Source organism: Clostridium magnum DSM 2767 (assembly GCF_001623875.1).
Classification (GTDB): Bacteria; Bacillota; Clostridia; order Clostridiales; family Clostridiaceae; genus Clostridium_AM; species Clostridium_AM magnum.
Genome location: NZ_LWAE01000005.1, coordinates 190,137 through 215,963 on the forward strand (window position 1 = coordinate 190,137; position 25,827 = coordinate 215,963).

At 31.2% G+C, this 25,827-nt stretch carries 37 protein-coding genes and 3 pseudogenes; 33 read left to right on the forward strand and 7 right to left on the reverse strand.

Features of this window, described 5'->3' with window-relative positions:
• The 10 genes and pseudogenes from CLMAG_RS19835 to CLMAG_RS19870 all read left to right on the forward strand — a co-directional run.
• On the forward strand, positions 1–2,049 hold the full coding sequence (locus CLMAG_RS19835) for an ATP-dependent helicase (protein ID WP_066626622.1): 2,049 nt from the start codon (positions 1–3) through the stop codon (positions 2,047–2,049).
• A 220-nt stretch (positions 2,050–2,269) separates the two neighbouring features.
• Positions 2,270–3,360, forward strand: a pseudogene (locus CLMAG_RS19840) (aldo/keto reductase).
• 133 nt (positions 3,361–3,493) lie between these two features.
• Positions 3,494–4,324 (forward strand): MBL fold metallo-hydrolase, encoded by an 831-nt coding sequence (locus CLMAG_RS19845; protein WP_341420586.1) that lies wholly within the window; start codon positions 3,494–3,496, stop codon positions 4,322–4,324.
• Positions 4,263–4,637 (forward strand): MBL fold metallo-hydrolase, encoded by a 375-nt coding sequence (locus tag CLMAG_RS34790; RefSeq protein WP_341420685.1) that lies wholly within the window; start codon positions 4,263–4,265, stop codon positions 4,635–4,637. Before CLMAG_RS19845 ends, CLMAG_RS34790 begins: the two co-directional genes overlap by 62 nt.
• Before the next feature lie 284 nt (positions 4,638–4,921).
• Positions 4,922–5,065, forward strand: a complete 144-nt coding sequence (locus CLMAG_RS33880; RefSeq protein ID WP_242873099.1) for a DUF1659 domain-containing protein — start codon at positions 4,922–4,924, stop codon at positions 5,063–5,065.
• A gap of 46 nt (positions 5,066–5,111) precedes the next feature.
• Positions 5,112–5,330, forward strand: coding sequence for a DUF2922 domain-containing protein (locus tag CLMAG_RS19850; RefSeq protein WP_066626624.1), 219 nt, complete (start codon positions 5,112–5,114; stop codon positions 5,328–5,330).
• Between the two features lie 113 nt (positions 5,331–5,443).
• Positions 5,444–5,563, forward strand: a complete 120-nt coding sequence (locus tag CLMAG_RS19855; RefSeq protein WP_066627042.1) for a YvrJ family protein — start codon at positions 5,444–5,446, stop codon at positions 5,561–5,563.
• Positions 5,564–5,854: 291 nt separating this feature from the next.
• Positions 5,855–6,241, forward strand: a complete 387-nt coding sequence (locus tag CLMAG_RS19860; protein WP_066626626.1) for a helix-turn-helix transcriptional regulator — start codon at positions 5,855–5,857, stop codon at positions 6,239–6,241.
• 28 nt (positions 6,242–6,269) lie between these two features.
• Positions 6,270–7,139 (forward strand): methionyl aminopeptidase, encoded by an 870-nt coding sequence (locus tag CLMAG_RS19865; RefSeq protein ID WP_066626630.1) that lies wholly within the window; start codon positions 6,270–6,272, stop codon positions 7,137–7,139.
• Between the two features lie 47 nt (positions 7,140–7,186).
• Positions 7,187–7,462 (forward strand): annotated as a pseudogene (locus tag CLMAG_RS19870) (peptide deformylase); the annotation flags it as partial.
• Between the two features lie 148 nt (positions 7,463–7,610).
• On the opposite strand, the pseudogene CLMAG_RS19875 reads toward CLMAG_RS19870, so the two are convergent.
• Positions 7,611–7,894 (reverse strand): annotated as a pseudogene (locus CLMAG_RS19875) (winged helix-turn-helix transcriptional regulator); the annotation flags it as partial.
• Between the two features lie 469 nt (positions 7,895–8,363).
• Here CLMAG_RS19875 and CLMAG_RS19880 point away from each other — a divergent pair.
• Entirely contained in the window at positions 8,364–11,027 is a 2,664-nt protein-coding gene (locus CLMAG_RS19880; protein ID WP_066626632.1) for a translation factor GTPase family protein, read from the forward strand.
• Between the two features lie 186 nt (positions 11,028–11,213).
• On the opposite strand, the gene CLMAG_RS19885 is transcribed toward CLMAG_RS19880, so the two are convergent.
• Complete coding sequence (locus CLMAG_RS19885; RefSeq protein ID WP_066626633.1) at positions 11,214–11,867, reverse strand: flavodoxin family protein; 654 nt, start codon at positions 11,865–11,867, stop codon at positions 11,214–11,216.
• Between the two features lie 139 nt (positions 11,868–12,006).
• On the opposite strand from CLMAG_RS19885, the gene CLMAG_RS19890 reads away from it, so the two are divergent.
• The 15 genes from CLMAG_RS19890 (at position 12,007) to CLMAG_RS19950 (ending at position 19,111) form a co-directional block, all read left to right on the forward strand.
• Positions 12,007–12,384 (forward strand): winged helix-turn-helix transcriptional regulator, encoded by a 378-nt coding sequence (locus CLMAG_RS19890; protein WP_066626634.1) that lies wholly within the window; start codon positions 12,007–12,009, stop codon positions 12,382–12,384.
• Between the two features lie 230 nt (positions 12,385–12,614).
• Positions 12,615–13,301: a DUF5050 domain-containing protein gene (locus tag CLMAG_RS19895; RefSeq protein ID WP_207647056.1), complete on the forward strand. Its 687-nt coding sequence runs from the start codon at positions 12,615–12,617 to the stop codon at positions 13,299–13,301.
• Positions 13,302–13,320: 19 nt separating this feature from the next.
• On the forward strand, positions 13,321–13,458 hold the full coding sequence (locus CLMAG_RS35200) for a hypothetical protein (protein WP_479723213.1): 138 nt from the start codon (positions 13,321–13,323) through the stop codon (positions 13,456–13,458).
• Between the two features lie 194 nt (positions 13,459–13,652).
• Entirely contained in the window at positions 13,653–14,294 is a 642-nt protein-coding gene (locus CLMAG_RS19900; protein WP_066626637.1) for a hypothetical protein, read from the forward strand.
• 122 nt (positions 14,295–14,416) lie between these two features.
• A complete protein-coding gene (locus CLMAG_RS32575; RefSeq protein WP_161487000.1) occupies positions 14,417–14,593 on the forward strand; it encodes a hypothetical protein in 177 nt (58 codons plus the stop codon).
• Between the two features lie 9 nt (positions 14,594–14,602).
• Positions 14,603–14,848: a GNAT family N-acetyltransferase gene (locus CLMAG_RS31025; protein ID WP_082832014.1), complete on the forward strand. Its 246-nt coding sequence runs from the start codon at positions 14,603–14,605 to the stop codon at positions 14,846–14,848.
• A gap of 173 nt (positions 14,849–15,021) precedes the next feature.
• Positions 15,022–15,264: a hypothetical protein gene (locus CLMAG_RS19910; RefSeq protein ID WP_066626639.1), complete on the forward strand. Its 243-nt coding sequence runs from the start codon at positions 15,022–15,024 to the stop codon at positions 15,262–15,264.
• A gap of 214 nt (positions 15,265–15,478) precedes the next feature.
• On the forward strand, positions 15,479–15,706 hold the full coding sequence (locus CLMAG_RS19915; RefSeq protein ID WP_066626641.1) for a hypothetical protein: 228 nt from the start codon (positions 15,479–15,481) through the stop codon (positions 15,704–15,706).
• A 66-nt stretch (positions 15,707–15,772) separates the two neighbouring features.
• Positions 15,773–16,231: a hypothetical protein gene (locus CLMAG_RS19920; protein ID WP_066626643.1), complete on the forward strand. Its 459-nt coding sequence runs from the start codon at positions 15,773–15,775 to the stop codon at positions 16,229–16,231.
• A 194-nt stretch (positions 16,232–16,425) separates the two neighbouring features.
• On the forward strand, positions 16,426–16,836 hold the full coding sequence (locus CLMAG_RS19925) for a hypothetical protein (protein WP_066626644.1): 411 nt from the start codon (positions 16,426–16,428) through the stop codon (positions 16,834–16,836).
• A 98-nt stretch (positions 16,837–16,934) separates the two neighbouring features.
• Positions 16,935–17,195, forward strand: a complete 261-nt coding sequence (locus CLMAG_RS19930) for a hypothetical protein (RefSeq protein ID WP_066626645.1) — start codon at positions 16,935–16,937, stop codon at positions 17,193–17,195.
• Positions 17,196–17,311: 116 nt separating this feature from the next.
• Entirely contained in the window at positions 17,312–17,635 is a 324-nt protein-coding gene (locus CLMAG_RS19935; protein ID WP_066626646.1) for a hypothetical protein, read from the forward strand.
• Between the two features lie 82 nt (positions 17,636–17,717).
• Entirely contained in the window at positions 17,718–18,107 is a 390-nt protein-coding gene (locus tag CLMAG_RS19940; RefSeq protein ID WP_066626647.1) for a hypothetical protein, read from the forward strand.
• Positions 18,108–18,227: 120 nt separating this feature from the next.
• Positions 18,228–18,596 (forward strand): hypothetical protein, encoded by a 369-nt coding sequence (locus CLMAG_RS19945; RefSeq protein WP_066626648.1) that lies wholly within the window; start codon positions 18,228–18,230, stop codon positions 18,594–18,596.
• Between the two features lie 65 nt (positions 18,597–18,661).
• Positions 18,662–19,111 (forward strand): hypothetical protein, encoded by a 450-nt coding sequence (locus tag CLMAG_RS19950; protein WP_066626649.1) that lies wholly within the window; start codon positions 18,662–18,664, stop codon positions 19,109–19,111.
• 246 nt (positions 19,112–19,357) lie between these two features.
• Here CLMAG_RS19950 and CLMAG_RS19955 read toward each other — a convergent pair whose 3' ends face one another.
• Complete coding sequence (locus CLMAG_RS19955) at positions 19,358–20,011, reverse strand: DNA-3-methyladenine glycosylase family protein (protein WP_066626651.1); 654 nt, start codon at positions 20,009–20,011, stop codon at positions 19,358–19,360.
• 223 nt (positions 20,012–20,234) lie between these two features.
• Between CLMAG_RS19955 and CLMAG_RS19960 the strand changes: the two genes are divergently transcribed.
• The 3 genes from CLMAG_RS19960 to CLMAG_RS34445 all read left to right on the forward strand — a co-directional run bounded on the left by CLMAG_RS19960 (position 20,235) and on the right by CLMAG_RS34445 (position 21,482).
• Positions 20,235–20,543, forward strand: a complete 309-nt coding sequence (locus CLMAG_RS19960; RefSeq protein ID WP_066626652.1) for an MGMT family protein — start codon at positions 20,235–20,237, stop codon at positions 20,541–20,543.
• A 281-nt stretch (positions 20,544–20,824) separates the two neighbouring features.
• Positions 20,825–21,268, forward strand: coding sequence for a GNAT family N-acetyltransferase (locus CLMAG_RS19965; protein ID WP_066626653.1), 444 nt, complete (start codon positions 20,825–20,827; stop codon positions 21,266–21,268).
• 85 nt (positions 21,269–21,353) lie between these two features.
• On the forward strand, positions 21,354–21,482 hold the full coding sequence (locus tag CLMAG_RS34445) for a hypothetical protein (RefSeq protein ID WP_278331194.1): 129 nt from the start codon (positions 21,354–21,356) through the stop codon (positions 21,480–21,482).
• Positions 21,483–21,635: 153 nt separating this feature from the next.
• Here CLMAG_RS34445 and CLMAG_RS19970 read toward each other — a convergent pair whose 3' ends face one another.
• The gene (locus CLMAG_RS19970) at positions 21,636–22,265 is read right to left on the reverse strand and encodes a class I SAM-dependent methyltransferase (RefSeq protein ID WP_066626654.1); all 630 of its coding nucleotides are present in this window, start codon (positions 22,263–22,265) and stop codon (positions 21,636–21,638) included.
• Positions 22,266–22,465: 200 nt separating this feature from the next.
• Positions 22,466–22,846, reverse strand: coding sequence for an RrF2 family transcriptional regulator (locus CLMAG_RS19975; protein ID WP_066626655.1), 381 nt, complete (start codon positions 22,844–22,846; stop codon positions 22,466–22,468).
• 193 nt (positions 22,847–23,039) lie between these two features.
• Here CLMAG_RS19975 and CLMAG_RS19980 point away from each other — a divergent pair, with 193 nt between their 5' ends.
• The gene (locus CLMAG_RS19980) at positions 23,040–23,387 is read left to right on the forward strand and encodes a hypothetical protein (RefSeq protein ID WP_066626656.1); all 348 of its coding nucleotides are present in this window, start codon (positions 23,040–23,042) and stop codon (positions 23,385–23,387) included.
• 56 nt (positions 23,388–23,443) lie between these two features.
• On the opposite strand, the gene CLMAG_RS32580 is transcribed toward CLMAG_RS19980, so the two are convergent.
• Positions 23,444–23,608, reverse strand: a complete 165-nt coding sequence (locus CLMAG_RS32580; RefSeq protein ID WP_161487001.1) for a hypothetical protein — start codon at positions 23,606–23,608, stop codon at positions 23,444–23,446.
• A gap of 235 nt (positions 23,609–23,843) precedes the next feature.
• Between CLMAG_RS32580 and CLMAG_RS19985 the strand changes: the two genes are divergently transcribed.
• On the forward strand, positions 23,844–24,254 hold the full coding sequence (locus CLMAG_RS19985) for a GNAT family N-acetyltransferase (protein WP_073393083.1): 411 nt from the start codon (positions 23,844–23,846) through the stop codon (positions 24,252–24,254).
• Here the strand turns inward: CLMAG_RS19985 and CLMAG_RS34795 are convergent.
• The gene (locus CLMAG_RS34795) at positions 24,192–24,389 is read right to left on the reverse strand and encodes a LysR family transcriptional regulator (protein WP_341420688.1); all 198 of its coding nucleotides are present in this window, start codon (positions 24,387–24,389) and stop codon (positions 24,192–24,194) included. The genes CLMAG_RS19985 and CLMAG_RS34795 overlap by 63 nt on opposite strands.
• Positions 24,390–24,508: 119 nt before the next feature.
• Here CLMAG_RS34795 and CLMAG_RS19990 point away from each other — a divergent pair, with 119 nt between their 5' ends.
• Complete coding sequence (locus CLMAG_RS19990; protein ID WP_073393085.1) at positions 24,509–25,237, forward strand: DUF554 domain-containing protein; 729 nt, start codon at positions 24,509–24,511, stop codon at positions 25,235–25,237.
• A gap of 83 nt (positions 25,238–25,320) precedes the next feature.
• On the forward strand, positions 25,321–25,731 hold the full coding sequence (locus CLMAG_RS19995) for a peptide deformylase (RefSeq protein ID WP_066626657.1): 411 nt from the start codon (positions 25,321–25,323) through the stop codon (positions 25,729–25,731).
• The last annotated feature ends 96 nt before the right edge of the window (positions 25,732–25,827 follow it).

Genomic DNA, 25,827 nt, shown 5'->3' on the forward strand with positions numbered 1-25,827 from the left:
ATGAATTATGAGAAAGAATTAGAGAGACTAAATGAATATCAAAAGGAAGCAGTACTAGATGAAAGTGATGCCTGTATAGTAAATGCCAATGTTGGAAGCGGAAAAACAACAGTTTTAATTTCAAAGATTATTTACCTTCACTATGCAAAGAATATAAGCTATAAGGATATGATTGTTCTGACCTTTACTAATAAGGCAGCAAATGAAATAAAAGAAAGATTAATGGATTCTGACCACAATATTCAGATGGAGGAGTTACAAGGATTTGGGACATTTCACAGTGTGGCGCTCCATTTGTTGAAAGATATACTGCCTGTTGAAAAAATGGGATATGCAAAAGATTTTCTAGTAATCGATCCAGAGGAAGAATTAGATATCGCCATGCGAATCATACAGGAACAGAAGCTACTTATTAAATATAAGAACCGGTTAAAAAAACGACTGGAACAGGCAATGTCCATTCAGATAGAAGAACAAAGGATTTCACCATATAACGATGATATATTTAAGCTTGTTCAGCTTTTAAAAGAAGAAAAAATAAGACAGAACAAGATGTCTTTTTCAGATTTATTGCAAAACGCAAATGTTTTATTAGAGGATTATAGGATAGAGCCGAAGTGGATTATTATTGATGAGGTTCAGGACAGTGACAAACTGCAGCTCCATTTTATTGATAAATTAAAAGGTGTCCATACCAGATTATTTGCAGTAGGTGACCCAAATCAGGTTATTTATAGTTGGCGTGGAAGTACCTTAAATATGGTATATACATTAAAGCATAAATATGGGGCGAGAGAACTGTCCCTTCCAATTAATTACCGCTCCAGTAGTTCAATTTTAGAAGCGGCAAAGTGTTTTTTGCAAGATGGAGGCAGTTTAACAGGAATACGAGAACCAGGAAGTAAAATAGTAGTAAAAAATCAGTATAATCCATTTAATGAAGCCTATTACCTAGCAGATAAAATTCTGGAATTACATAAATTAGGTGTACCATACAATGAGATAGCAGTTTTTTACCGGTTACAGAATCAGTCCCAGGCTTTTGAGGATGTATTTTTGAAAAATGAGCTTCCATATGAAGTATCGCTGAAGAAAACTATACGTGATATACCAGTTTTAAACTGGGTGATTAAATTATTCCGCTTTTCAGTAAATACAAATGACTCGTCCTCTGGAATATATGTTCTAAGTAATAAGGATTATGGAGAAAGAATAACAGAAAAAGAAGCCGGAAAAATAGTGAAAGGTCAGGGTTTGGATAAGTCTGAGCTATTTATAAAAATGCAAGGGTTTGCTTCTAAATGTTCTGAGATTACGAAATCGGAGGAGCTTTATAATTATTTTCAATTTGACAAGTATATCAGGCCAACTGCATCTACTTATATGGAAGATAAAGAATCCATCTGTGCTTTGCTAGATATTATTATAAAATATGTGCAGGAAAAGCAAATGCCATTTCTGAAGGGTCTTCCGAACTTTATAAATTCTTCTGCATTATATGGTGTGAATATTTTGCAGAAAGATATAAAAAGTGATACTGATTCTGTTAAGCTGATGACACTACATGCCTCTAAGGGCTTAGAGTTTTCACATGTATTTATTACAGGTGTCAATTATGGTTTGATTCCATTACATACTAGAGATATGGAAGAGGAAGAAGAGCGAAGATTATTTTTCGTAGGAATTACGAGGGCTAAGGATTATCTAGAACTTTCCTATTACACTAACCCTGACTATCCTCGAGTAATGGCAGGGGAAAGCAGATATATTAATATGATTCCAACACACCTAATTCAGAATGATGGGGTTAAAAGTGGAGCAGTGAACTTACAGGAACTTAAGAAACAGATTCAGGAGGCAAAAGCTGAAAAAGATAAAGAAGAAGTATCAGTTGAACCAGTAAATCAAGTACCTATTAAACAGGTGAAACATAAGAAATATGGAATAGGAAAGGTTCTAAAAGAAGATGATATGATGATTGAAGTGGAATTTGAAAATTATGGAGTAAAGGGGTTTATAAAAGCTTTTAGTGAGCTAGAGTTTTTATAAATGCGTTCTTGTATGTTGATGCATGCCATCAGGTTGATAAAATCTGATGGCATGCATCAATTTATAACAATATGTTTTCTGGCTAATTTAATAAGCTATTCATTATCCTATTCTTTTTTATTTATACTAATTATCTTATCTCTTGACTTAGAGTTAACTCCAAGTGGTAAAATTTAAAAAGTAGAAAGAAATAATTTAGAATCAAGGAGGAAATACAGATATGGAAAAGAAAAAATTTGGATTTATGCGTTTACCATTAAAGGATTAAAATGACTACGCAAATGTTGATATGGACGCGCTAAATAAAATGGTAGATACTTTTTTGGAAAGAGGTTTTACTTATTTTGACACAGCTTATATGTATCATATGGGTAATAGTGAAGTAGCTATAAGAGAAGCTTTAGTAAAACGTCATAAAAGAGACAGCTTCACTGTAGCAACAAAACTACCAACTATGATGTTGAAAACAAAAGAGGACCAAGAAAGAATTTTTAATGAACAATTAGAAAAATGTGGTGTGGATTATTTTGATTACTACCTTCTTCATAACTTAGGAGTAGTAAATTATGAGACAGCAAAAAAGCTTGATAGCTTTGCATTTATTCAGGAAAAGAAAAAAGAAGGGAAAGTAAAAAATATTGGATTCTCTTTCCATGATACTGCTGATTTGTTAGATAAAATTCTAACAGCACATCCAGAAGTAGATTTTGTTCAGTTGCAAATTAATTATATGGATTGGGATAATGAAAGCATTCAGTCAAGGAAATGCTATGAGGTAGCAAGAAAACATAATAAACCAATTATTGTTATGGAACCAATCAAAGGTGGAATCCTTGCAAAAGTGCCTGAAAAAGCAGAGCAGCTATTAAAAAAATATCATCCGGATTTGTCAATACCATCATGGGCAATTCGATATATGGCAAGCCTTGAAGGGGTGATGATGGTACTGAGTGGAATGTCAAATATGGATCAACTTTTGGATAATACAGGATACATGCAGGAGTTTAAGCCTTTTGTAAAAGAAGAATATGATGTTGTAAAAAAGGCTGTAGATATTATTAATGAAGCAATCGCTGTTCCATGTACAGCCTGTCAGTACTGTGTAGATGATTGTCCAAAAAACATATCTATTCCGAAATATTTTGCACTATACAATACTGAAAAGCAATCCTTGAAAACAGCTTTTTCTATACAAAAGTACATGGTAAGGCATCAGATTGTATTGGGTGTAAACAATGTGAAAAACATTGTCCACAACATATTGAGATTACAAAATATTTAAAGGATGTAGCTGAAACCTTTGAAGCATAACCTCCTTTTTAAAGTAAAGAGAGGGGACGGAAAAAAACATTTTTTATGATTCTGGGAACTTTGTAAATGAATGTGCTGCAGGCAGTATAAATAGAACTGCCTGCAGCATATATATACAATCAGGGGGATGAAGGTGAAAAAGAGAGAAAAAGGGAGAAAGAGGGAAAAAGTGATGTTATATTTGTTAAGTTTTATAGTTGTACTATCCGTTGCAATTACATTGTTCTTAAACTTAGACCCAGCTTTTGGTGGAAACCCAACTAAAGAGCAAAAGGACACTTATAAACATTTTGACAATTATGTTGACGGGAAATTTGTTAATGCAGTTCCCACAAGTTTATTTATAAAGTCATCAGATTCATCAGCAGCTACTGAGGGTTATAATTCAAGTACTAAAGATCGAAATCCTGATGGTCAAATTCCAGTTGATACAATTGATTGGAACAAAATTAAAAGTGAAAAAGATAGTTTAACATGGCTTGGACATTCTGCATTTCTAATTAGTATTGATAATAAAAAGATACTATTAGACCCTATGCTGGGTCCTATTGCCTCACCAGTTTCATTTGCAGGAGTTAAAAGATATAAATATAGCGAAGAGATGATGAATATTATTGATGAGATGCCACCTATAGATGCAGTTTTTATTTCGCATGACCATTATGATCACTTGGATTATCAATCTATTATAAAGCTAAAGGGCAAAGTGTCTCATTTTTTCGTTCCTCTCGGAGTAAGCGGTCATTTGATTCGATGGGGGATTCCAAAAGAAAAAATTACAGAGCTGAATTGGTGGGAGGAAAGGTCCTATCGAGGGTTGAATGTTGCATTTACACCATCTAGACATTTCTCAGGAAGAGGAATTTTTAATTCTAGTACTACCCTATGGGGCGGCTTGGGTCATTCTTGGAAAAAATACACGTTTATATACAAGCGGAGACGGTGGATATGGCCCTCATTTTAAGGAGATAGGAAAGAAATACGGGCCTTTTGATATCACCTTAATTGAAGGTGCTCAATATGACAAACGTTGGGCGAATGTTCATATGATACCAGAACAATCAGTTCAAGCAAATATAGATGTAAATGGTAAGAATATGATGTTAATGCATTGGGGGGCATTTACATTGGCAAATCATGGCTGGAAGGAACCTATAGAACGAGCGTTAAAAGAGGCAAAAAAAGATAATATAAACCTAATCGACCCTGAAATTGGTGAAACTGTCATATTAGACTCAGACATGCACATTACTGATTCTTCATGGTGGGATTTTTAAATTAAAAAAAGCCTTATAATACAAGCACTTAAAAATCTGATAACAATCAAAAGTTTGAAATGGGAAGTAATCTTTCTAATATTGTTGTTTGACAATATAAATTATAAAGTCTATAGCTAAAATAGAGTCAATTGTTTTATTAAAAACATTTCTGCCTATATCTCCTGTAACTGTATATATAATAAGTGAAAGGAGATGATAAGTATGGTTGCAATAGCAACAAAGCTGCAGACTACACTAATAGTTAAATATGTGGATGGTGTAGATGCACAGGAAAAGAAATAATCAAAAATCAGAGGTTTTCAAAGGTAAAAACCACTGCAACAGAGCAAAATATTTTAGATGTGTCACTGGAAATTGAAAAGCTTCTTGGAAAAACCTTAGACGAGGTTATAAGAGAAGATCAAAGCGGCATAACAAGCGCTTAATTAGTTCTCAACGCTCAACTAAAATAAAAAAATGGGGGATGTGTACATGAGTAAAACTTTAGTTATGAACTTTTTAAATGACAGTGGCAGTAAGACTGCTATAAGGGTTAACAATGTTAAAGATGGTGTAACTGAAGCAGAGGTAGGTGCTGCTATGGACGTGATAATTGCTAAGAACATATTTACAAGCACAGGGGGAGATTTAAGAACTAAAGACTCTGCAGAGATTGTAGATAAAACTTCCACTGAATTAACAGTAAAATAAGCCCTTTGAAGTTTTAAAATAGGATTAGGTAGGAATTTATTAATAGCCTATCTAATCCTTAGTTGGGTAAAAAATAAAGTAGGTGAGGCTGTTTGAATAATGATCTGTTGAACATGATTGGTAATGTGGACTTTCCGATAGCTGTATCTGTATATCTATTGGTTAGGCTAGAAGCAAAGCTTGAAGTATTGACAGTCAGTATAAATAATTTATCTAATTCAATAAAAGCTTAAAAAAGTACATGTAGGACTTGGTTCATTCCTTAGTTCTTACATGTACTTTTTTTATATCCAATGTATCTTCATAAATTAGAATATATAATATTTATTAAATTGATAATCAAATGCTTATGATTTTATGGAGGCTGTTATGGATATTCTTCAATTAAAATATTTTCTGAAGGTGCTGTAATTTTAGGTATATGATATTTGATAAGCATTCAAATAAGTAGATATTATTGCAAGTTATGTTAAGTTTTTAGTTGAAGAATCTGGTACAATATTCTTATAGGGAGGGGATTGTGCTTGTCGATCAAAACGGTAGAAAATATGGTTAACTGGATAGAAGTTAATATTACAAGGAATCCAACGCTGGCTGAAATGTCAAGTTATGTTGGATACTCTCAGTTCTATTGTTCAAATAAATTTCATGAATATGTGGGGATTACTTTTAAACAGTATTTGTCAAAGCGTAGATTAGCTCTTGCTGCAATAGAAGTGAAAAATACACAGGATAGACTTCTAGATATATCATTAAAATATGGATTTTCCTGTCAAGAAAGCTTTACAAGAGCCTTTGTAGATGCTTATGGATACACCCCTAATCAATATAGAAAGACTTTGGCTACCATTCAGTTATATGTGAGGCCAAATATCCTTCCAGTGGCAAATAATGAATTCGTGAAAACTTAAATAAAGAGGTTAGTAAAGGGAGAGTAGGATGAAATTAGGTGGAAATGATTTATGCTGGTGTGGCAGCCAAAACAAATATAAAAATTGTCATGCCGAGTTCGATAGTAGGATTGAGTTTTATAAAACACATGGACATATAGTCCCACCTATAAATATTATAAAAACAACTGAACAGATAGCAGGAATACGTGAAAGTGGAAAAATTAATATTGCAGTTTTAGATTATATTGCTGAGAATATCCACGCAGGTATAACTACAGAAGAAATTAATCAACTTGTCTATGAAAAGACAATAGAGTTTGGTGCTGCACCAGCACAACTTGGGTACGAAGGATTTCCTAAAAGTGTATGTACCTCTATTAACGAACAGGTATGTCATGGAATACCATCAAAAGATGTAATACTAAAAAGCGGGGATATTATTAATGTTGATGTTTCAACCATCTATCAAGGATATTTTTCGGATTCATCTAGAATGTTCTGTATTGGAGATGTATGTGAGAAGAAGAGAAGTCTGATTCGCATTGTGCAAGAATGTATTGATTTAGGATTGAGAAAAGTAAAACCTTGGGGATTTCTTGGGGATATGGGGCAAGCAATACATGAGCATGCGGTGAAAAATGGATACTCTGTAGTAAAAGAAATCGGAGGTCATGGAATTGGATTAGAATTTCATGAAGAACCATGGGTAGGCTATACTTCTAAGAAAAAAACAGAGATGCTGATGGTGCCAGGCATGGTATTTACCATAGAACCAATGATTAATGTAGGAACGGACGAAATATTTTTAGATAAGAAGAATGGATGGACTTTTTATACGGCAGATGGACAGCCTTCGGCTCAAGAGGAAATCATGGTATTGGTTACAAGCTACGGATATGAGGTATTAGCACATTAACTTTTATAGGAAAAGATATTGTCTAGCAAATTTATTTAATAGAGTTAGGTTATATGATTGGAGTAAAAAAGCGTATATTGGTATTTACTGTAGGCAACATTATTGTGCCTATGATAAATCCAGTTATATTAAAGAGAGAAAAGCTTTATGAAACAGAAGAGAGTTGTTTATCTTTAATTGGATTTAGAAAAACAAAGAGATATGAAATGATAGAGGTGGAATATCTTGATAGAAATTTTAACAAGCAAAAGTAAGTGTTTACTGGATTTATAGCACAAATAATTCAACATGAAATGGATCATTTTGAAGGTATAATAATCTAATTAAATAATTAAAACTTGAGGTTGAAATAATATTAATTATATTATATATGGGGAAATCTATGCTTTTTTATTTACAGTAAGGGGAAGCTTATTACATTAGGGTGTTTAGAAAAACGCCCTAAGTTAATATTAAGAGAGAAATTATTCACTATACATTATCGGGATGTTGCTCGGACAATTTTTTGCGCAGCTCATTTAGAGTTTCATAGGCAGGTGCTAAATCTTCACAAATATCAGTCAAAGAATATTCCACATGAGGTGGAATTCTATTAAATTCCTTTCTTTTTACAAGTCCATGTTCTTCCAAAGACTGCAAGGAACGGGTTAACATAATATTAGTTATTCCAGGTAGATTTAGCTTAAGTTCATTATATCTAATGCTTTTACACGGTATATAACGAACAAGATAGGAAGTCTCCACTTCCCACCAAGTCCTGAACTGAAGACAGGCGAGGTGCTCGTTCGCGTTCACACAATCGGCATCAATCCCCCCCGAGTGATACGTGCGTGAAGGGATGAAGATTCTTCCTCCAGAGGTGAGGCCGACTGTACCCTTACCCTACATTCCGGGGACGGACATATCTGGAGTTGTCGAGGCTGTAGCTACGGATGTGAATGGAAGATTAGAGTGCAAATTGAAGGAGAGCAGCAGCTATGCAGACAAAAAGACCTAAGTAATTAAGTCACAGGATGAGTCATCATCTCAATAGGTGGTGGCTCTTCTTTTGGTCATTTTCTTACATGTGATTCTGCATGAGGTATGGGCGCCATTAAGTCAAGGAAATATAGCATTGAAAGTTTTTATTAAATTATGAACTTATTTGTCTACTCAAGACATTTGCTGTTAAACAAGATATAATATATATAAGTTGATACGAAAGTAAAGGAATTGAAATAGATTATGAAAAAAATAGTAGTAGGAATATTAGCACACGTAGATGCGGGAAAAACAACATTATCAGAAAGTATGCTGTATTTAAGTGGAAAAATTCGAAAGCTAGGAAGAGTAGACAATAAAGATGCTTATCTAGATACCTATAAGCTCGAGAAAGAAAGAGGAATAACCATATTCTCAAAGCAAGCTATATTTCAGGTGGATGAAGCACAAATTACTTTGCTTGACACTCCAGGGCATGTAGACTTTTCAGCAGAGATGGAAAGAACACTTCAAGTATTAGATTATGCAATATTAGTCATAAGTGGTGCTGATGGAATACAGGGTCATACCCAAACCTTATGGCGTTTACTGTCTATATATAAAATTCCAGTGTTTATATTCATTAATAAAATGGATCAAGTAGGCACTGATAAGGAAAAGCTTATGAAAGAGCTAAAAACCCGATTAAATGATGGGTGTATAGAGTTTCAAGAAAATGATATGGAGATTTTTTATGACCAAGTTGCAATGTGTGACGAAAAGGTTATGGAGAATTTTATAGAAACAGGTGAAATTAAAAGCGCTCTGATTTCTGAACTAATAAAGAGTCGTAAGGTTTTTCCATGTTATTTTGGGTCCGCACTTAAATTAGAAGGTGTAGAAGAATTTATTAATGGAATAGTAAAGTATTCTGAAAGACCTTTCTATTCAGAGGAGTTTGGTGCAAAAGTATTTAAAATTTCTAGAGATGATCAAGGAAACCGTCTAACCTTTATGAAGATAACTGGGGGAAGCTTAAAGGTTAAGACAGCTTTAACCAATAAACCTACATACATAGAAAATAATATATATAATATTTGGGAAGAGAAAATAAATCAAATTCGAATTTACTCGGGTCAGAAATTTGAACTTGTAAGTGAAGCAGAGGCTGGATCAATATGTGTGGTTACGGGACTTACAAAAACTTATCCAGGTGAAGGGCTTGGCACCGAAAGTGCATCTTCTAAACCACTGCTTGAGCCGGTATTGTCATACCAGGTTATATTACCAGAGGACTGTGATCCAAGAACCATGCTTCCAAAGCTGCGTGAAATAGAGGAGGAGGAACCTGAACTTCATATTATTTGGGAAGAGAATTTGCAAGAAATTCAGGTTCAAATAATGGGAGAAGTACAAATTGAAATTTTACAAAGCATTATAAAAGACCGTTTTGATATTGATGTAACCTTCGGTTCTGGAACTATACTTTATAAAGAGACAATTTTCAATACTGTAGAGGGTGTTGGTCACTTTGAGCCTCTAAGACATTATGCTGAGGTACATCTATTGATGGAGCCTGGGGAACTTGGCAGTGGGTTACAGTTTTTTATAAACTGTAGTGAAGATTGTTTGGAAAAAAGCTGGCAGAGATTGATACTAACCCATTTAGAAGAAAAGGCTCATAAAGGTGTTTTAACTGGCTCAATGATAACAGATATGAAAATAACATTAGTTGCAGGAAGGGTCCATAAAAAGCATACTGAGGGTGGTGATTTTAGAGAAGCCACTTATCGTGCAGTGAGACAGGGGCTTATGCAAGCAAATTCTATATTGCTAGAACCATATTATGAATTTCAATTAGAACTGCCGGAAAAAATGGTGGGAAGGGCCATGACGGATATTGAAAAAATGCATGGGACCTGCGAAATAACTGGGGTAAATGGAGATATAGCAACAGTTGTAGGAAGCGCCCCTGTGGTTACCATGAGAAACTATCAAAGAGATGTAATTAGCTATACCAAAGGCAAGGGAAGATTATTTTACAGTTTAAAGGGATATGCACCTTGCCATAATTCAGATGAGATTATAAAAAGTATTGGATATGATCCAGAAAGAGATACATCCAATCCTACAGGGTCAGTTTTTTGTGCTAATGGTACTGGTTTCTTAGTGAATTGGGATGAGGTTAAAAATTATATGCATTTAGAAAGCTATTTGCAGAAAGAAAAAAGCACTAGTTCACAAATAACAAAAAAATCATCCCTAGCACAGGAACAATCTATAGGCTTAGATGAAATTGACGAGATTATCAATAAAGCTTTTTATGCAAATCAAGGTAAAAAATCTATTTGGAAAAAAAGAAGAACTGCCCTGGAGAGCCATTATAAAACTGATACTTATAGCAGTGTAAATAATATAGCAAAGGAAAACTACCTATTGGTGGATGGTTATAATATTGTTTTCGCTTGGGAAGAGCTAAGGGGAATTGCAAAGGATAATATTGATGCAGCCAGGACAAAATTACTAGATATTTTATGTAACTACCAAGGTATTAAAAAAAATAAAATTATCGTAGTCTTTGATGCTTACCGTGTTCAAGGGCACCGAGTGGAAATATGTGATTATAATAACATTCATGTTGTTTATACAAAAGAAGCTGAAACTGCAGATCAATATATTGAAAAATTTGTTCATCAGAACCATGGAAATTACAGTATAACAGTTGCCACTTCAGATAGCTTAGAACAGATAATCATTAGAGGAAACGGAGCAGCGTTATTCTCTGCTATGGAGTTAATGGACGAAATAGAGTGGGCTAATAAAAAAATGATGGAAGAATATAGTGAAAAATATAAGATGGAACGTAATGTTTTATCCGATACGTTATCTGAAGAAGACAAAGAACAATTTAATAAATTTTTAAAATAGTGGAATGGCAAATATAAAGTCCAGTAGAAAGATATTGAACTGCTCCCTGTCTACTTGACAGGGAGCAGTTCAAAGATATTGTAGTGTTTTTTTCCTGTAATTAATAAAAGAAAATCCCCATATATAAAAGAACTGGTATCATTTAATAATTTTTTCTCTTTGTAGATTCTTCAGTATACAAACTTATTACTTTATTAAATTTACACCTAGTTCAAATGCCTTTTGACAATCTAAAGGAAATTGTATTTTTCTATGTGCTGCTTTTGCTTCTTCGGAAAAGGCGCTAGATTTATATTTTGAGTAATCATCAAATTGGTAAGTATTATTTGAATACATAGCTAATGGTTTTGTAAATATACGTTCAATAACAGATTCAATGCGATGGAAGGTCTTTAAATAACCAATTTGATTCATTACTTCTTCTGGAACATTCATTGTATAAATGAATGCTGTTGGCATCTTCTTTGGTGGAATTGAAGAATAGTTCTCATCATACACCAAGTAAGGGAATAATAGTCTTTCTAAAAAAGATTGTAATTGACCTGTTATAGTGCCAAAATATATTGGAGAACCAAAAATAAGCCCATCAGCTTGAGATAATTTTTCTAAAACTTCATAAATATCGTCTTTTATGGCGCATTTTCCATAACTTGTACCGCCAAGTCTTTTGCAGGCAAAGCAGCTTTTACATCCAGTATAGTTTAAATCATATAAATTAATGATTTCAGTTTCAATTTCTTTATCTTTTGCTGATTCTTTTACTCCATCTAAAGCTTTTTGAAGTAATGTAGCTGTATTTTTATTTTTTCTTGGACTTCCGTTAATAGCATAAACTTTCATAGTAGCACTCCTTTTTAAAGTGTTTTATTTTTAATTTTTCTGTTATAATTAATATAGCATAAAGGTATAAATATACAAGTATGCAGTTTTTTCTGTGTTGGTATAAAAAGTATACTATTAAATTTAAAGGAGTATAATTGTGAATAATGATACGAATTGCAATGTAGAATTTCCTAGTGATAATATATACGATAGAAAATGTTCCCTTATATACGCATTAGAGATTATTGGACAAAAGTGGAAGTTGCCTATTATGTGGTACTTATTTGATAATGATTTTACTAGATATAATGAATTAAAACGAAAAGTTAAAGGTATTACCAATATGATGCTTACAAAATCTTTAAAAGAATTAGAAGAACATAATCTTGTTGTTAGAATTCAATATGAAACGATTCCTCCTAAAGTTGAATATGCCCTAACAGAAAGGGGTAAAGCGCTACTTCCTGCATTGAAGGAATTATCTATATGGGGTGAAGAACAAATTAAACTTGATAAGTCGAAATCGAATTTTTAAACGCTTCTTATTTACTATTAAATATTATAAATCAATGAGGAAAGACCTGAATTTAGTTATAAAGCTTTAGATTTTTCTACTTACCTCTATTTTTCTAGTTTTGCCTTTTATCCCATATGTAAAATATTTTATACATGTGCTAAGATTCTAGTGATTGATATGTAATAAAAACTATTATAATTCAGAGGTGATTTATCATTAGAGTCATAAAAAATTTCTTGTTTTTCATATTGGCTATAACTCTTTTCATATGTAGCTCTCAAGTATACGCACAATCCCCAAGCAAAATAGCTGTCAGTAAAGATAAGGTTTGGCATATAGAGTTCGGTAAATCAGTACAAGTTACTGATTCTGTAGCAAAATCTGTACAAGTTACTGACTCTAAAGGGGAACCAATAAATGTTACTGTGTTACAGGGAAACTATTCGAATATAGCCAATGTTAATCCGCCTCAAGGTGGTTATATCGTTGGTGAAAGCTATACTCTAAAGATCAACAAGGGGATTACAGCTAAGGATAGTTCCTCCTTTAGTGAACTAGAACCAATAAATTTTACTATTGTTCCTGATGGAGGCAATACTTCTGGTAATCTTGCCAATGCTGGTGTTATCTGCGAGAATGATGGTTGGATTTATTTCTTGAATTCATCTGATAATGAAAAATTATATAAGATTAATGTTGATGATTCTGGAATGGCTAAGATATCAGATGATTCTCCTTTATTTATAAATATAGAAGGTGACTGGATTTACTATTCCAATAATAACGATGAAAACAAGCTCTATAAGGTGAAAACTGACGGTACTGAAAGAAATAAATTAAGTGATGATATTGCATTAAACATTTACGTAGCGAATAACGTGGTGTACTATTCAAAGTCCAGAGGTAAGTCAGCAAATATGGAAGCTTTCTATTGACGGGAAAATTAATATCCCGATTACTCCTGAAAGTGAATCTTATAGTTTTATAAGAGTAGATAACGGTTGGATTTATGCTGAAAATATGCTTGATAACGGATTTACCTATAAAATGAAAACGGATGGAAGTAGTAAGCAGTTAAATTATAGATTTTAAATTAACTGAGCATGTAATATACTTACTTTATGAAAAGGTAAATAATTTTCTAAAACACTGCATTACCTATGTTCTGCAGTGTTTTTTGTAATTACATTCTAATGCTAATTCATAACATTATTAGAAGATATTCCAAAACAATATTACAGATATGCTATAATTTGAGATATATTTACTGAAGGGAGAAGGATAGATTGGGAAGAAAGATGGACAATACAACAATTGTTAAATGCATAACTTTGTTTTTTATAGGATTGACTACGATAACTGCAGTTATATTTTATAATAAATTTGAGAATGCGAAATATGCTTTTAATAGAAACTGTTATTATAGGTTAGAAAATCTTCAGTCGCAAACTAATGAGGCAGTGAAGAAACTAGACTCTGCAAAGACTTATAAAAAAGTCTCTGAAAGTGATGTTGCAGAATTTGTGTATTTAAATTCAATAATAAGAAGTGAACAATGGTATATAGGTCTAGCAGCCCATGATTATCAGTGGAAGATAGGAAAGCTAGAAAAAACGTATCAAGGGCAAGGCTCTTTCGGGATTATTTTAGACTCTTATTTTGAATATCTGAAACAAACATATAAGGATAAAAATTATATAAATTATGATAAAGAAAATGAAAAGATCGACTTAGTTTTTAAGTATTATCAAGGAATTCAAAAAATACTCAATGGCAACCTTGAGAATGTTGGTAATACTGGTTCGTTGGATAAACATGAACTTATAAATAAAGAGAAGTGGGTATTGGTATCTTCAGAAATAAATAAGTTTGATGAAGATTTTAAAGCGCAGTATAGTGTTGAGCTTGTATCAGAAAAAAGTAAATAGTATTAAGTTACATTTGGCGTTTATATTTCACCTATTAGCTATAAATATACAAAGTTTAGTTAGAAATATTCTTCAGTTGAGGTGACATAACTGTAATTTACTACGATATTAAGGAGGCTTTTATGTCAGATATTATAATCAAATTACTTGAGAAGTCAGATGCACAGGAACTTTTTACATTCGAACTTAAAAATAGGGCTTTTTTTGAGAGAGTAGGTTTCCCAAGAGGAGATAACTATTATGAATTAAATAATTTCAATACAATAATAAAGGAGTCAGTTGAGGAACAAGAGAAATAATTAATATATATGTATTTAATAAAGAATCATACCGGAATGATTCTTGGCAGAATAAATTTATTATCAATAGTAAGAGGAAGTTTTAATAAGGGTGAACTCGGCTATAGAATTGGTGAGGAACATCAGGGGAAGGGGGATGCAACAAGTGCAGTAAAACTTATTTTAGATAAAGCAGTCAATAATCATAAACCTCATAGAATAGAAGCAGGAACATCACCGTATAACATAGGTTCTCAAATAGTATTAATTCAATAGAACCAAAGAGATGGACAAGAAGTTGGATATTATCTTGAATAAATTAGATGATAAGGGAGACGAAACTAATAAATCTTAATTCTCGTTCTTCTTAAGCTATCACGAAATTATAAAATATTTTCATTTTATTATAGAATTGACTACGATTAAACTTTTGAGGAGGTAATATAGATATGTATATAATAGTATTATCAGCAATTATAGTAGGTGTCTTTATAGTATTCGGAAGTATTATACTTGGTAGGTATGTTTTAAGTAGCAGGCAAAATAATGAATCTGGTACATATCAAATGGTTAAGGTAGATGAAAAAAATATTGTTATACTGGATACAAGGACAGGGCAATATTGGAAAAAGCCTATTGTAGAAAATTCCTCTTTAAAAACAACGAATAGAGAGGCAGATAAATACGCATGATTTTTACCATATTACAACAGTAAACTTTATGAATAGAGAGGAAAATAAAATGAATAAAAGATTTTCTGGATGATTTCTTTGGGTATTCCAGCATTCTTAGATTAATAGCATTTTTGTTAAAGTAATTCATAATTTTTTATATTAAGTATAGATAGCGAATCTTCTTTAGTTGTAATAAAACTGTAAAAAATGACGAATGAGAAGGGGGATTTTTTTGAAACTTAATAAGTTGTTTTTTATAACATTCTTTGCTGTTTACGTTTTCTTTGCAGTATTTTCTACAATGTATAGCAGAGTTAGGTATGGAAGCGATTGCACGTTATCATTTATAGTCACAGATAAACTAATAATAGGGTTAACGGAAGATTGGATTTTAAAACTTATCGTTTCGGTATTATTTGCTTTTACTAATAGTAATTTATTAAGCAGGAAGGCAACATAAATAAATACTCATATCACAGAATAGTAAAAAAATACGTCATAGTAAATTATTTTATCAGGGGGTTATATGGGAATTTATGAATTAAAGTTCAAGAAAAGACAATTGAATGTTATTTTAGGAATAGTAGGGATTGTTTGTGGTTTATTTTGGACAAGTTTACTTATAGCTTCTTTTACAATATTTAAAGCGCAAATATCAACAGGTACTGTCTTCTTTACGGTTTTGATAGTATTAAATATTATTTTAGATTTTCTTTTGGGGAAACATTATATAACTTTTTCATTACAAACTTATGTTAAAATTTATGATAAAGAATTAGAAATCCATAAAGGATTGCTTTCGAGAAAACAATTTATCAAATACGAAGATATTGAGGAAGTTCGTTTAATTGGTGAAAAGGTAGTCATAATTATGATGGATTATTGTTCAAATAAAGAGATTGTGATATGGTCAGGGTTGATGTATTTAAAAGATTTAGATATACTTCTTGATAACTTGTCTAAAAATAATATATTAGTTAAATGACATTAATACGCATTCTTTTTATAAAGTTTATTAATCATAGATGCACGACAGCTAAACAACAGTATTATATTGTTCAACAATCGTAAGTTTATAAGAAATAAAAAGAATGTCACACTCAATATTTACCTAAAATACAGAAGATAGTAAAATCAAAACGTAGTGGCAAATTACTATAAATTGAGGGGGGATTTTAGTTGAAAAAAACAGGTGTTATTTTAATTATTATAATGTTGTTGATAGTTTCAGTATATTCAATCAAAGGCGCTTTTGACCATAACTGCACTTATAAAGGAGAAAATGAATTTTGGACGGCTGAATATAAGGTGTATGCCACAAAGATATTAACCAATAAAAGGTTAACAGTATCCTATAAGAAAAACCTATCTGACTTATCTTCAATAAAACATTTAGAAATATCTTATGAAAGTAGTATAGGAGGTGGAAAATTAACCGAAGATTTTGGTGATAACCCTCCAAAAGAAAGAACCTATACACTTAAAGGTAATGGTTCAGGAGGAATGATATTAAACAAAGATGAAGTAGTAAAGGTTAACATAAGTATTGATGGAAAGACACAAACAATTGAACTTAGGAATGTACAGTAACTTTTATTTATTGTTTTTACTTGCGTTACAATATTCTTAAAGTGTCTATCTACTATAAATTTATGATAGATTATGGTTTACAGAATGGAGGGAGCAAAATGTTTAATAGATATAAGATTACACCTACTAGGGAACAAAGTATTAGGAGAATAATTGGAAGTTTATTTTTGATGGTTTTTGGAATTTATATGTTATGCCTATATAATAGAACTGTTGGAATTGTATGTATCATAACTTCAAGTGGTATTATTTTGTTCCATTTATACTTTCTTATCTTTATAAAGAATAGTCTATCTTCTATTGAGATTAATATAACATCAGGAAAGTTATTGAATGACGAAGAAAAAGAAAATAGATAAAAAGTTAAACTACAATATTTATATCATGTATAATCGTAAAATGTTGAGAACTAATTATTATAGTTATCGTATTTAACATTAAAGCATAGTGAACTGATGTTAGGGGTTGAGAATTAATGAAAACAGGAAAATGGATTTTAATTATTATGGTAGTTGCGATAGTTTTTGCTTTTGGAGGTTGTGAAAGTAAAAGTATATCCAGCGTTAGCCTAAATCCACCAGATAAAATTAATATATATGCAGTGGAATTTGTTTATGATAAACCTCAAAGACTTACCATTAGTAATGGTAATAAAAAACAGGTTCAATTTACAGAAATAATTCTTCCTCTAAGTGAAAGATGGCAAAACATTGCGTTTGTCAAAATTAAAGATAACTTCTATACACCTATTGGGTTAAATGAAAATTTAGATTACTTGGTTAAGGCATCGGTTAAGTGATTGATTAATTTATAAATTTACTAAACAGTGTAACAACTGTAAAATATGGTGAATAAAACTATTAAAATGGAGGAGGAAATACATGGATAAATCCTTAAAATTCAATTTAATTGTTATGCTGATTTTGGTATGTTTCATCAGTCTTTTAGCATATAAGAATAACATAAGTGGTTTTAGTCAAGCACAAGCAATTACTAAAATTATTAAAATCCACCCTGAATTTCCGGCCAATACAAATGATACGATAACAAAAGATATTGAAGTTAGGGGAGGACCAAATATTTTAATTACAACTGCAAAAGTTAAATTTATAACTAAGATTGAAGCGGTTGAAAAAAACTCATATATAAACTGGTTCTTTTTTGTTATTTTAATTTCTTTCATGCTTGTAATTCTTGCAATTTTAGCAATTTTGTCAATTAATATCATGGGAAAAGAAAAAATTATAATTCATAATTGCATTAGGAAATAAAGAAGAATTTTATAAGTGTTTTGATGAATTATTTTGAGATGGTATTGAAAAAAGTTACGACGCTTTTTCTTAAGTTGTGATGTAACTGTAAGTAAAGGAGAAGTTAAGGGTGTTATAATGATGAGTATTCATAAAAAAAGTTTACTGTCACTAATCATTTTTATGGTAATTGTTCTTATTAGCAGTATAACATATTTAGAATTTGGATTGTATGTTAATACAGGGGTATTGCACATTAAAAATATAGCAGTAAGCAATCAAAATCTACAAGTTTTGGGAACAACAACCAACAGTGGTGAAGCCTTTGCTGGTTATAACTATACAATGGAAAATAGCAATTTATATTTAAAACTAAGATATAGCGTTGTAAATCCAATACATAGTAGTGGAGATTTTAACATTACCATAAAAGAAAATGTCAAAAACATAAAGAATGTATATTTACAGGGTAGTAAACCAGAAGATAAAAAATTAATTTGGACTAATTAATTAGTAAATCTTTTAAACAATATTACAGTGGTAGTTTATAACGAACTAAATTAAGGGGGATGTTTATGAAAATGAAACTATGGTTGAGGTATTTTGTTTATATGTTTCTAATATTTGTAGTAGTATTTTCGGGAGAACATGTTTTTCAAGGCATTGCAAAGATTAGAGAAAATTCATTTAATCCTCAATATTTCTACACAAGTGCTATGACAATTATTTTTTATGGAAGTGTAGGTTTAATATTGGGTTTAGAACATTTTATTTGTGAGATAAAAAAAGAAGGAACTTGGGCACTTATTTTGCCTAAAATAGTTTTAATGGGACTGCCTTCATTATACTTTTCACTTGCTTATGTTACATTTAGTTTTAACATTGAATTTTTGAGAAACATAATAATATACCCCATAATTACATTAATGGTAAGTTACTCAGGTTTTCTGTCTGTCTTTCCATTGATACTTGGATATACAATTATTACAAGTTTTTATAAGCATAATGAAAAACTGGGAGTATAGCTATTTCGTGATCTTCTAATTATTGTGCCTTGTGTTTAAGGAGAAATGGTGATGAAATGAGAAAGAAATTAAAAGTTAGTATTATACCTGCTTCGGTTCTGATAATAGTTTTTTCCTATGTACTTTGGTGGTATTTAAGTAATTTAAGACTCGATGTATATTCTTTCTCTGATAATGGTCGTTAAATTTATAAGGATAACAATCACTATGTTTTTAATGCAATAGTTCATAGTTCTATACCCTTTTCTATTTTTTCTTTTTGGTTGCATAGTCTGTCATTTCTGGTATTGCTCCACCACCCACAGCCCAAAAGTAAAGACTCGCAACACTGCAATATGGGCTGAATCTTTTACGATATCTTTCAAAACGGATACGATCAATTGTCTTATGATGATAAACCATGCGTATACCACGCAGAATTGCAAGGTCACCATAACTAAATACGTTTGGTCTTTCCAAACAGAAAAGCAGAATCATTTCTGCAGTCCATATGCCAATTCCTTTTAATGAGGAAAGAACTTTGATTGCTTCTTCGTCGGACATTTCAGATATGCGCTGAAGGTTAAATTCTCCTGAATCCACTTTTGCTGCAAAGTCAGTAATATATTCTGCTTTTTTATATGTCATACCCATAGACTGTAGCTTTGGAACGCCCGTTTTTAGGATTGTTTGTTCATTAATCTCTCCCAAAGACATCTGCATACGGTTCCAGATGGTTTTTTGTGCTTTTGTAGAAATTTGTTGCCCAATTATATGATGAACTACAGATGAGAACAAATCACCATCTGTAGGGCGGTCAATATGACCAATCTGTTCTATCACTTCAGCCAAACGTCTGTCTTTTCTTTTCAAATATGCAATTTCCGTATCACCATAGGGAAAATATTTGTTTTTATTCATATTGTTTTTCTCCAATCATCAAGAGCCAACGCTGATTAAAGCAGAATTCACGTATCATATCTAAATTAGATGGTTTCATTATCACTGTTCCTCACTGTGTTGCGTTGACGCACTGTTTATTATTTGTTAGTATTATATCATCAAAACAGAAGATTAAATATTAAAATATGGTGCAAAAATATCACAATATCTCCAAGTAAGGATTTGTATTACAGGTGAATATATGAAAAAGATTATGAATGAACAATTAATTTATGAAATACTTTCCGTTGTGGAAGAAATCCCTAAAGGGAAAGTAGCTACATATGGACAAATTGCCAGCCTTATTGGCAGAGACAAAAATGCACGGCTTGTCGGGAAGGTTCTTAGCCAGGCAGAATTTTATGGGAGATATCCATGTCATCGTGTGGTAAATCATGCTGGAAGGTTGGCACCGGGGTGGCAGGAACAACGATTTCTGTTATTAGAAGAAGGTGTATCCTTTAAAGATGAGAATCATGTTGATATGAAGGAAAACCAGTGGGACTGTTAGGATGGAGATGATCTGTCGTTGGAAAGTCTGGCCCAAAGTGCAAGAGTCAGTTATGTAGTTTAAATTCACTATTGCTTAAAAGCTAATTCTATGATATTATACGTAATAATTAAATAATATGATGCTTATTCTTATCCCCGGGTAAGAATGTTAATAAGCACTGATTCTTATTCCATTAGGGCCTTTTTTAAGGAGGAATGAGATTCGGTGCTTTTGTGTTTATTAGGGGAGTTTAAGTATTATATTAAAATCTAATATTTGATGTAGATGGAGGTGATTTAATGAATTGGAATATTAAAAAATTTAATAAACTTAAGATCGAAGAAATATACAAAATTTTAGCATTAAGAAATAAAGTATTTATTGTAGAACAGGAGTGTGTATACCTTGACTGTGATGATAAAGATTTAAATTCATATCATTTATTTTCTGAAGAAAATGGAGAAGTAGTTGCATACTTAAGAATTTTGGAAAAGGGAGTTTCTTACGACGAAATATCAATAGGAAGAGTAGTCGTAAAAAAAAATCATCGTGGTAAAGGAATTTCAAGAGAAATGATGTTAAAAGCTATTGAGTTTATAGAAAACACTTTAAAAGAAGATACTATTAAAATTCAAGCACAAGTGTATTTACTTGATTTTTATAGTAGTCTTGGCTTTAAGGCAGTTTCAGAAGAATATCTAGAGGATAATATTCCACATATAGATATGTTATATAAAAAATAAATTAATTACGGAAATTTCAAAGATCAATATATTAAATATTTTATTAGGATTAGTTGTAGTTGGTATTGAAGGGGGATATATTATTATGTATCGTTTGGAATGGGAAATAAGCAAAGGTGCTCTTATAGCCAATATATGCATAGCTACCCTTCTTTTAATTGCTGGGGCACTATTCTTTAAAGAAGGCTTTACTATACAAAAGTTTCTTGGTTAATACCTGATAAATAGTAATTTAGCGGATAGATTTAAAATAATACGTACTAAAAAAATAGAACAAATGGAGTTCTATTTTTTTATTTTCTTATATGATTAACCTATCATAGGTTTTATTTATACTCTATGATTTTATTTGAGCCCTTTATCAGCTTTACATCTCTTTTCTGCATTTTATCATTAAAAAGTTTACTGGAGGTTTATTTGGATTCTCCTTATATATTTCATCAATCTCTACAAAATCTACAAGCCCATAATTTCCAAACTCTTTCTCTATTGACTTAGAATCATAGAAAAACAGTTTTACCCCATACGTTGTTTCATAATAATTTTCAGCAAGCTTCGTGCCATTACCGTACATTGGAGCTTTTTCTGAAACAGCCGTAAAAATCATATATCCACCTGGTTTTAAGTGGTTATAGCAATCATTAATAAACTTTTTTCTTTCATCTTCATTTAACAAATGAATAAGAGCAAAGCTAACTACACCATCATAGAGTTTATTTTCAAAAGGCATATCTGATACTGACCCATGATAAATTTTATTATTAATTCCATTTTGCCTTGCTATATTAATGGCTGTTTGAGAAATTTCGACTCCTGTAACCTCCATGTTATTATCAATAAATGGTTTTGCATTTCTTCCATATCCAATACCTGGTATTAAGATATCCTTTAGATTATTTTCAGCAAAGTAATCTGCTACTATAACTGCAATGTTTGATGGCTCAAACCCCCACATTGCTTGCTTTTCTACAAAACTTTTTTCCCAAAATCCTGACATATAAACATCTCCTTTAAAATTTTTATTCACTAAATAGTATTAAAAATCTTTATAATTTTAGTATTAATATAAGTCTTGTTTTAGACTAACATTGTTAACAAGCTATTTATAACAAAAATATAATCATTTTAATCAAATACATTACAGACTGTATTTATCTATAATTAAGGTGTAAAAACACCTATGAAATTAAGGCGTTTTTATATAATTTCAAATAGTTTTTTATTTTTAAGATAAGTTTTCATTATATTCTCTGCTTCTTCCATTGCTTTTTGGATTTTGCACGCATGATTTTCATCCATTTCACACGTAAACATAGAGCTATTTCCTTCTGTTGCCTTAATTACATCTAAAAGTGAAATATCTTCTTTCCTTTTACGCAAAATATAACCACCATTTACACCAGGAGTTGATTGAATTATATCAGCTTTTACTAACTGCGTTAAAATCTTTGACAAATAACTCGGTGAAATATTTAAATGGTTTGCCAAAGGATGCAAACTTAAGTTATCTCTTTTATCATACTTAATCATATATGCAACTATATGTAATGCATAATTAGTAGCTTTGGTATACTTCATACTAATCCTCCATGTACCATTAATCAGATATTACAGACTGTATTTATCTATAATATACCCATTCATACTTTTAGTCAATACTTATTAATGATTAAGTAACTTTTTATTGTAAACTATTATGTAATAATATTGAAGTTATGTTACAATTTTTATATGTTTAGTTTGAAACTATAAAATATTAGGAATAAAGGTAGTGAGAAAGATAAATATCAAGGATTTTGTTAAAGAGCACAATATTGATGGTTATGGTATTGCGGAAATTTCTGATATTAATGCGCCGAAAGGGTTTCATCCAATAGATATATTACCTGAATGTAAAAGTCTAATAATTTTATATAAAGTAATACCACATTTTATATTTGACTTAGATAGTAAGATAAAATCAGCATATCTGTATAAACTTATTAATGACATGGATAACATATCATTTAAACTTAGTGAATCTATTAATAATGAAGGATTTCATTCAATTCCTATTATAACTTTCTTTCCTATAAAAGTTCATGAAAATAAGTTAAAAATCGCAAGAGGTAGTTTTTAATACCTCTTACGAAAGAACTAATATAACCACATCAAATACATTTTTATAATGCTAAGCTATAGATGTTCTTCAGGTGCTAGTTCATTATACTTATTCCAACCTAACAAGAGTAATTGAGATGTTTCTAAAGGGCCTCCCCCGAAAAGCGCTGCAAAAATAAGAAAGGGTATAAATAGAAAATTAAAAGCTTTTTCTATTAATGTTAGTTTCTTTTCATTCAAGTTAATCACTCCTTTTATGTGGTTATACATACTATATTTTATAGTTAATTTTTGTAAAATTCAAGTTTTGGGGAACTTATTCTAAATGGTATAAATATTTTTCTCTACTACATTAATACTAATAGATTAGCTTTAAAAAATGATATAATTACCAGTAAGTAACTCAGAATAAAATTGAAACTGTATAAAATGAGCAATAAACTATTTTAGTAACACTTTAGAGGGGGTTTTTACATTGGAAATAATTGAAGGTGAATACACATTTACAGATAATGCTACTCGGATTAAATTAGGTGAGGTTTGCAACCTGTTAAGACAATCTCGTTGGGCTAAAAATCGACCTATTGAAACCATTGCTAAAACAATTGAAACCTCACTTTGTTTTGCAATTTATCACAATGATATACAAATTGGATTTGCAAGAGTTGTAAGTGATTACGCTGCCTACAGTCTAATATTAGATGTAATTATTGATGAAAAATATAGGGGTAATGGCTTGGGAAAAAAACTAATTGAATTTATAAACAACCACCCAAGTATAAAAAATACAAGTAAAGTTCTTTGGACAAAATATGCTGAAAAATTATATTTGAAGTGTGGATTTAAAGAAGAAGATTGTTATAAATTTATGTTTAATAGACCTTAATCGAAATACCGTTGTGACGAAATATTCAGATATCATGTACGATAGTAAAATAATTACATATTCTAATTGCTTGATTTGTATTGTGACCGCTGACTGGGAGTAACCAAGCTGTTCTGCTACTTTGGAAAAGTTTATTTTTCATATTATATGGACAATGATATAATATAAAATAAATAAAGTCGACGTCAATGATAAAATTTATATAGTGATTCAAGTAAAGTTATTGATATGGCAGGGAATAAGAGGAGGATATTGTGAAAGGATTAGGGACAATTATAAATACTATAGCTGTTATCGCTGGAAGTGGTATCGGCATGTTTCTTAAAAATGGAATGAAACAGAAAATGCAGGATATTCTGATGCAGACCTGTGGTGTGGCGGTAATCTTTATCGGTGTTGCGGGAACTCTTCAAGGCATGATTACTGTAGCTGACGGTATAATACAAACAAAAGGAGCCATGCTCCTAATTTTTTCTCTAGTAATAGGAGGCGTTATTGGACAGGCAATAGATATTGAGAAATTACTAGATGCTTTAGGAGAAAAAATAAAAACTATAGCAAAAGCGAAAGAGGACAACCGTTTTGTAGAAGGTTTCGTTAATACATCCCTTATTATTTGTGTGGGTGCTATGGCTATAGTTGGTTCAATACAAGATGGTCTTAAAGGAGATTATTCCATGTTGGCTGCCAAATCCATTTTGGACTTTGTAATAGTTTTAGTCTTTGCTTCTACCTATGGATTGGGCGTTATGTTCTCTTCAATTCCGATTTTGGTTTACCAGGGCGGAATTACAATTCTTACTGTTCTTGTAGGTCCATTTTTAGGAAAGATACTGATTGAAAATCTGTCCTATGTAGGCTCAGCACTAATTTTTTGTGTTGGCGTAAATATTGCTTTTGGAAAGAAATTTAATGTAGGGAATATGCTTCCGGCATTATTTGTTCCTGTTGCATATGAACTTATTTTGTATTTTATTAAGTAATTGAATAGGGTTAGATTATATGATATATTTTAAAATCATATCTTATTTTTATAAAAAATATAAGTGAAAAAGAGGTAGAAATTATGATAAAACCAATTGTAAAAGATATATTGTTTTTAGGACAAAAATCAGAAGAGGCAACTAAAAATGATATAGTAGTAATTGATGATTTAATAGATACATTAAGAGCAAACTTAGAGAATTGTGTTGGATTGGCTGGTAATATGATTGGAGTAAAAAAGCGTATATTGGTATTTACTGTAGGCAACATTATTGTGCCTATGATAAATCCAGTTATATTAAAGAAAGAAAAGCTTTATGAAACAGAAGAGAGTTGTTTATCTTTAATTGGATTTAGAAAAACAAAGAGATATGAAATGATAGAAGTGGAGTATCTTGATAGAAATTTTAAGAAGCAAAAGCAAGTGTTTACTGGATTTGTAGCACAAATAATTCAACATGAAATGGATCATTTTGAAGGTATAATAATCTAATTGAATAATTAAAACAGTACTTACCATAAGAAAAGGTTGTTATAACATTCAAGCCTTTTGCTCATTCCTGTAAATATTCAAATATAAAAAATACAC

Excerpts from the sequence above, each read along its gene's own strand:
- CLMAG_RS19910 (WP_066626639.1), top strand. The coding sequence starts at position 15,022 with ATGTATATAATAGTATTATCAGCAATTATAGTAGGTGTCTTTATAGTA.
- CLMAG_RS19965 (WP_066626653.1), top strand. The coding sequence starts at position 20,825 with ATGAATTGGAATATTAAAAAATTTAATAAACTTAAGATCGAAGAAATA.
- CLMAG_RS19960 (WP_066626652.1), top strand. The coding sequence starts at position 20,235 with ATGAAAAAGATTATGAATGAACAATTAATTTATGAAATACTTTCCGTT.
- CLMAG_RS19995 (WP_066626657.1), top strand. The coding sequence starts at position 25,321 with ATGATAAAACCAATTGTAAAAGATATATTGTTTTTAGGACAAAAATCA.
- CLMAG_RS19920 (WP_066626643.1), top strand. The coding sequence starts at position 15,773 with ATGGGAATTTATGAATTAAAGTTCAAGAAAAGACAATTGAATGTTATT.
- CLMAG_RS19835 (WP_066626622.1), top strand. The coding sequence starts at position 1 with ATGAATTATGAGAAAGAATTAGAGAGACTAAATGAATATCAAAAGGAA.
- CLMAG_RS19885 (WP_066626633.1), bottom strand. The coding sequence starts at position 11,867 with ATGAAAGTTTATGCTATTAACGGAAGTCCAAGAAAAAATAAAAATACA.
- CLMAG_RS19935 (WP_066626646.1), top strand. The coding sequence starts at position 17,312 with ATGAAAACAGGAAAATGGATTTTAATTATTATGGTAGTTGCGATAGTT.
- CLMAG_RS19975 (WP_066626655.1), bottom strand. The coding sequence starts at position 22,846 with ATGAAGTATACCAAAGCTACTAATTATGCATTACATATAGTTGCATAT.
- CLMAG_RS19945 (WP_066626648.1), top strand. The coding sequence starts at position 18,228 with ATGAGTATTCATAAAAAAAGTTTACTGTCACTAATCATTTTTATGGTA.
- CLMAG_RS34445 (WP_278331194.1), top strand. The coding sequence starts at position 21,354 with ATGTATCGTTTGGAATGGGAAATAAGCAAAGGTGCTCTTATAGCCAAT.
- CLMAG_RS19855 (WP_066627042.1), top strand. The coding sequence starts at position 5,444 with ATGATTGGTAATGTGGACTTTCCGATAGCTGTATCTGTATATCTATTG.
- CLMAG_RS32575 (WP_161487000.1), top strand. The coding sequence starts at position 14,417 with ATGTCAGATATTATAATCAAATTACTTGAGAAGTCAGATGCACAGGAA.
- CLMAG_RS19850 (WP_066626624.1), top strand. The coding sequence starts at position 5,112 with ATGAGTAAAACTTTAGTTATGAACTTTTTAAATGACAGTGGCAGTAAG.
- CLMAG_RS19950 (WP_066626649.1), top strand. The coding sequence starts at position 18,662 with ATGAAAATGAAACTATGGTTGAGGTATTTTGTTTATATGTTTCTAATA.
- CLMAG_RS19865 (WP_066626630.1), top strand. The coding sequence starts at position 6,270 with ATGAAATTAGGTGGAAATGATTTATGCTGGTGTGGCAGCCAAAACAAA.
- CLMAG_RS31025 (WP_082832014.1), top strand. The coding sequence starts at position 14,603 with ATGTATTTAATAAAGAATCATACCGGAATGATTCTTGGCAGAATAAAT.
- CLMAG_RS19970 (WP_066626654.1), bottom strand. The coding sequence starts at position 22,265 with ATGTCAGGATTTTGGGAAAAAAGTTTTGTAGAAAAGCAAGCAATGTGG.
- CLMAG_RS19940 (WP_066626647.1), top strand. The coding sequence starts at position 17,718 with ATGGATAAATCCTTAAAATTCAATTTAATTGTTATGCTGATTTTGGTA.
- CLMAG_RS19930 (WP_066626645.1), top strand. The coding sequence starts at position 16,935 with ATGTTTAATAGATATAAGATTACACCTACTAGGGAACAAAGTATTAGG.
- CLMAG_RS19880 (WP_066626632.1), top strand. The coding sequence starts at position 8,364 with ATGAAAAAAATAGTAGTAGGAATATTAGCACACGTAGATGCGGGAAAA.
- CLMAG_RS19955 (WP_066626651.1), bottom strand. The coding sequence starts at position 20,011 with ATGAATAAAAACAAATATTTTCCCTATGGTGATACGGAAATTGCATAT.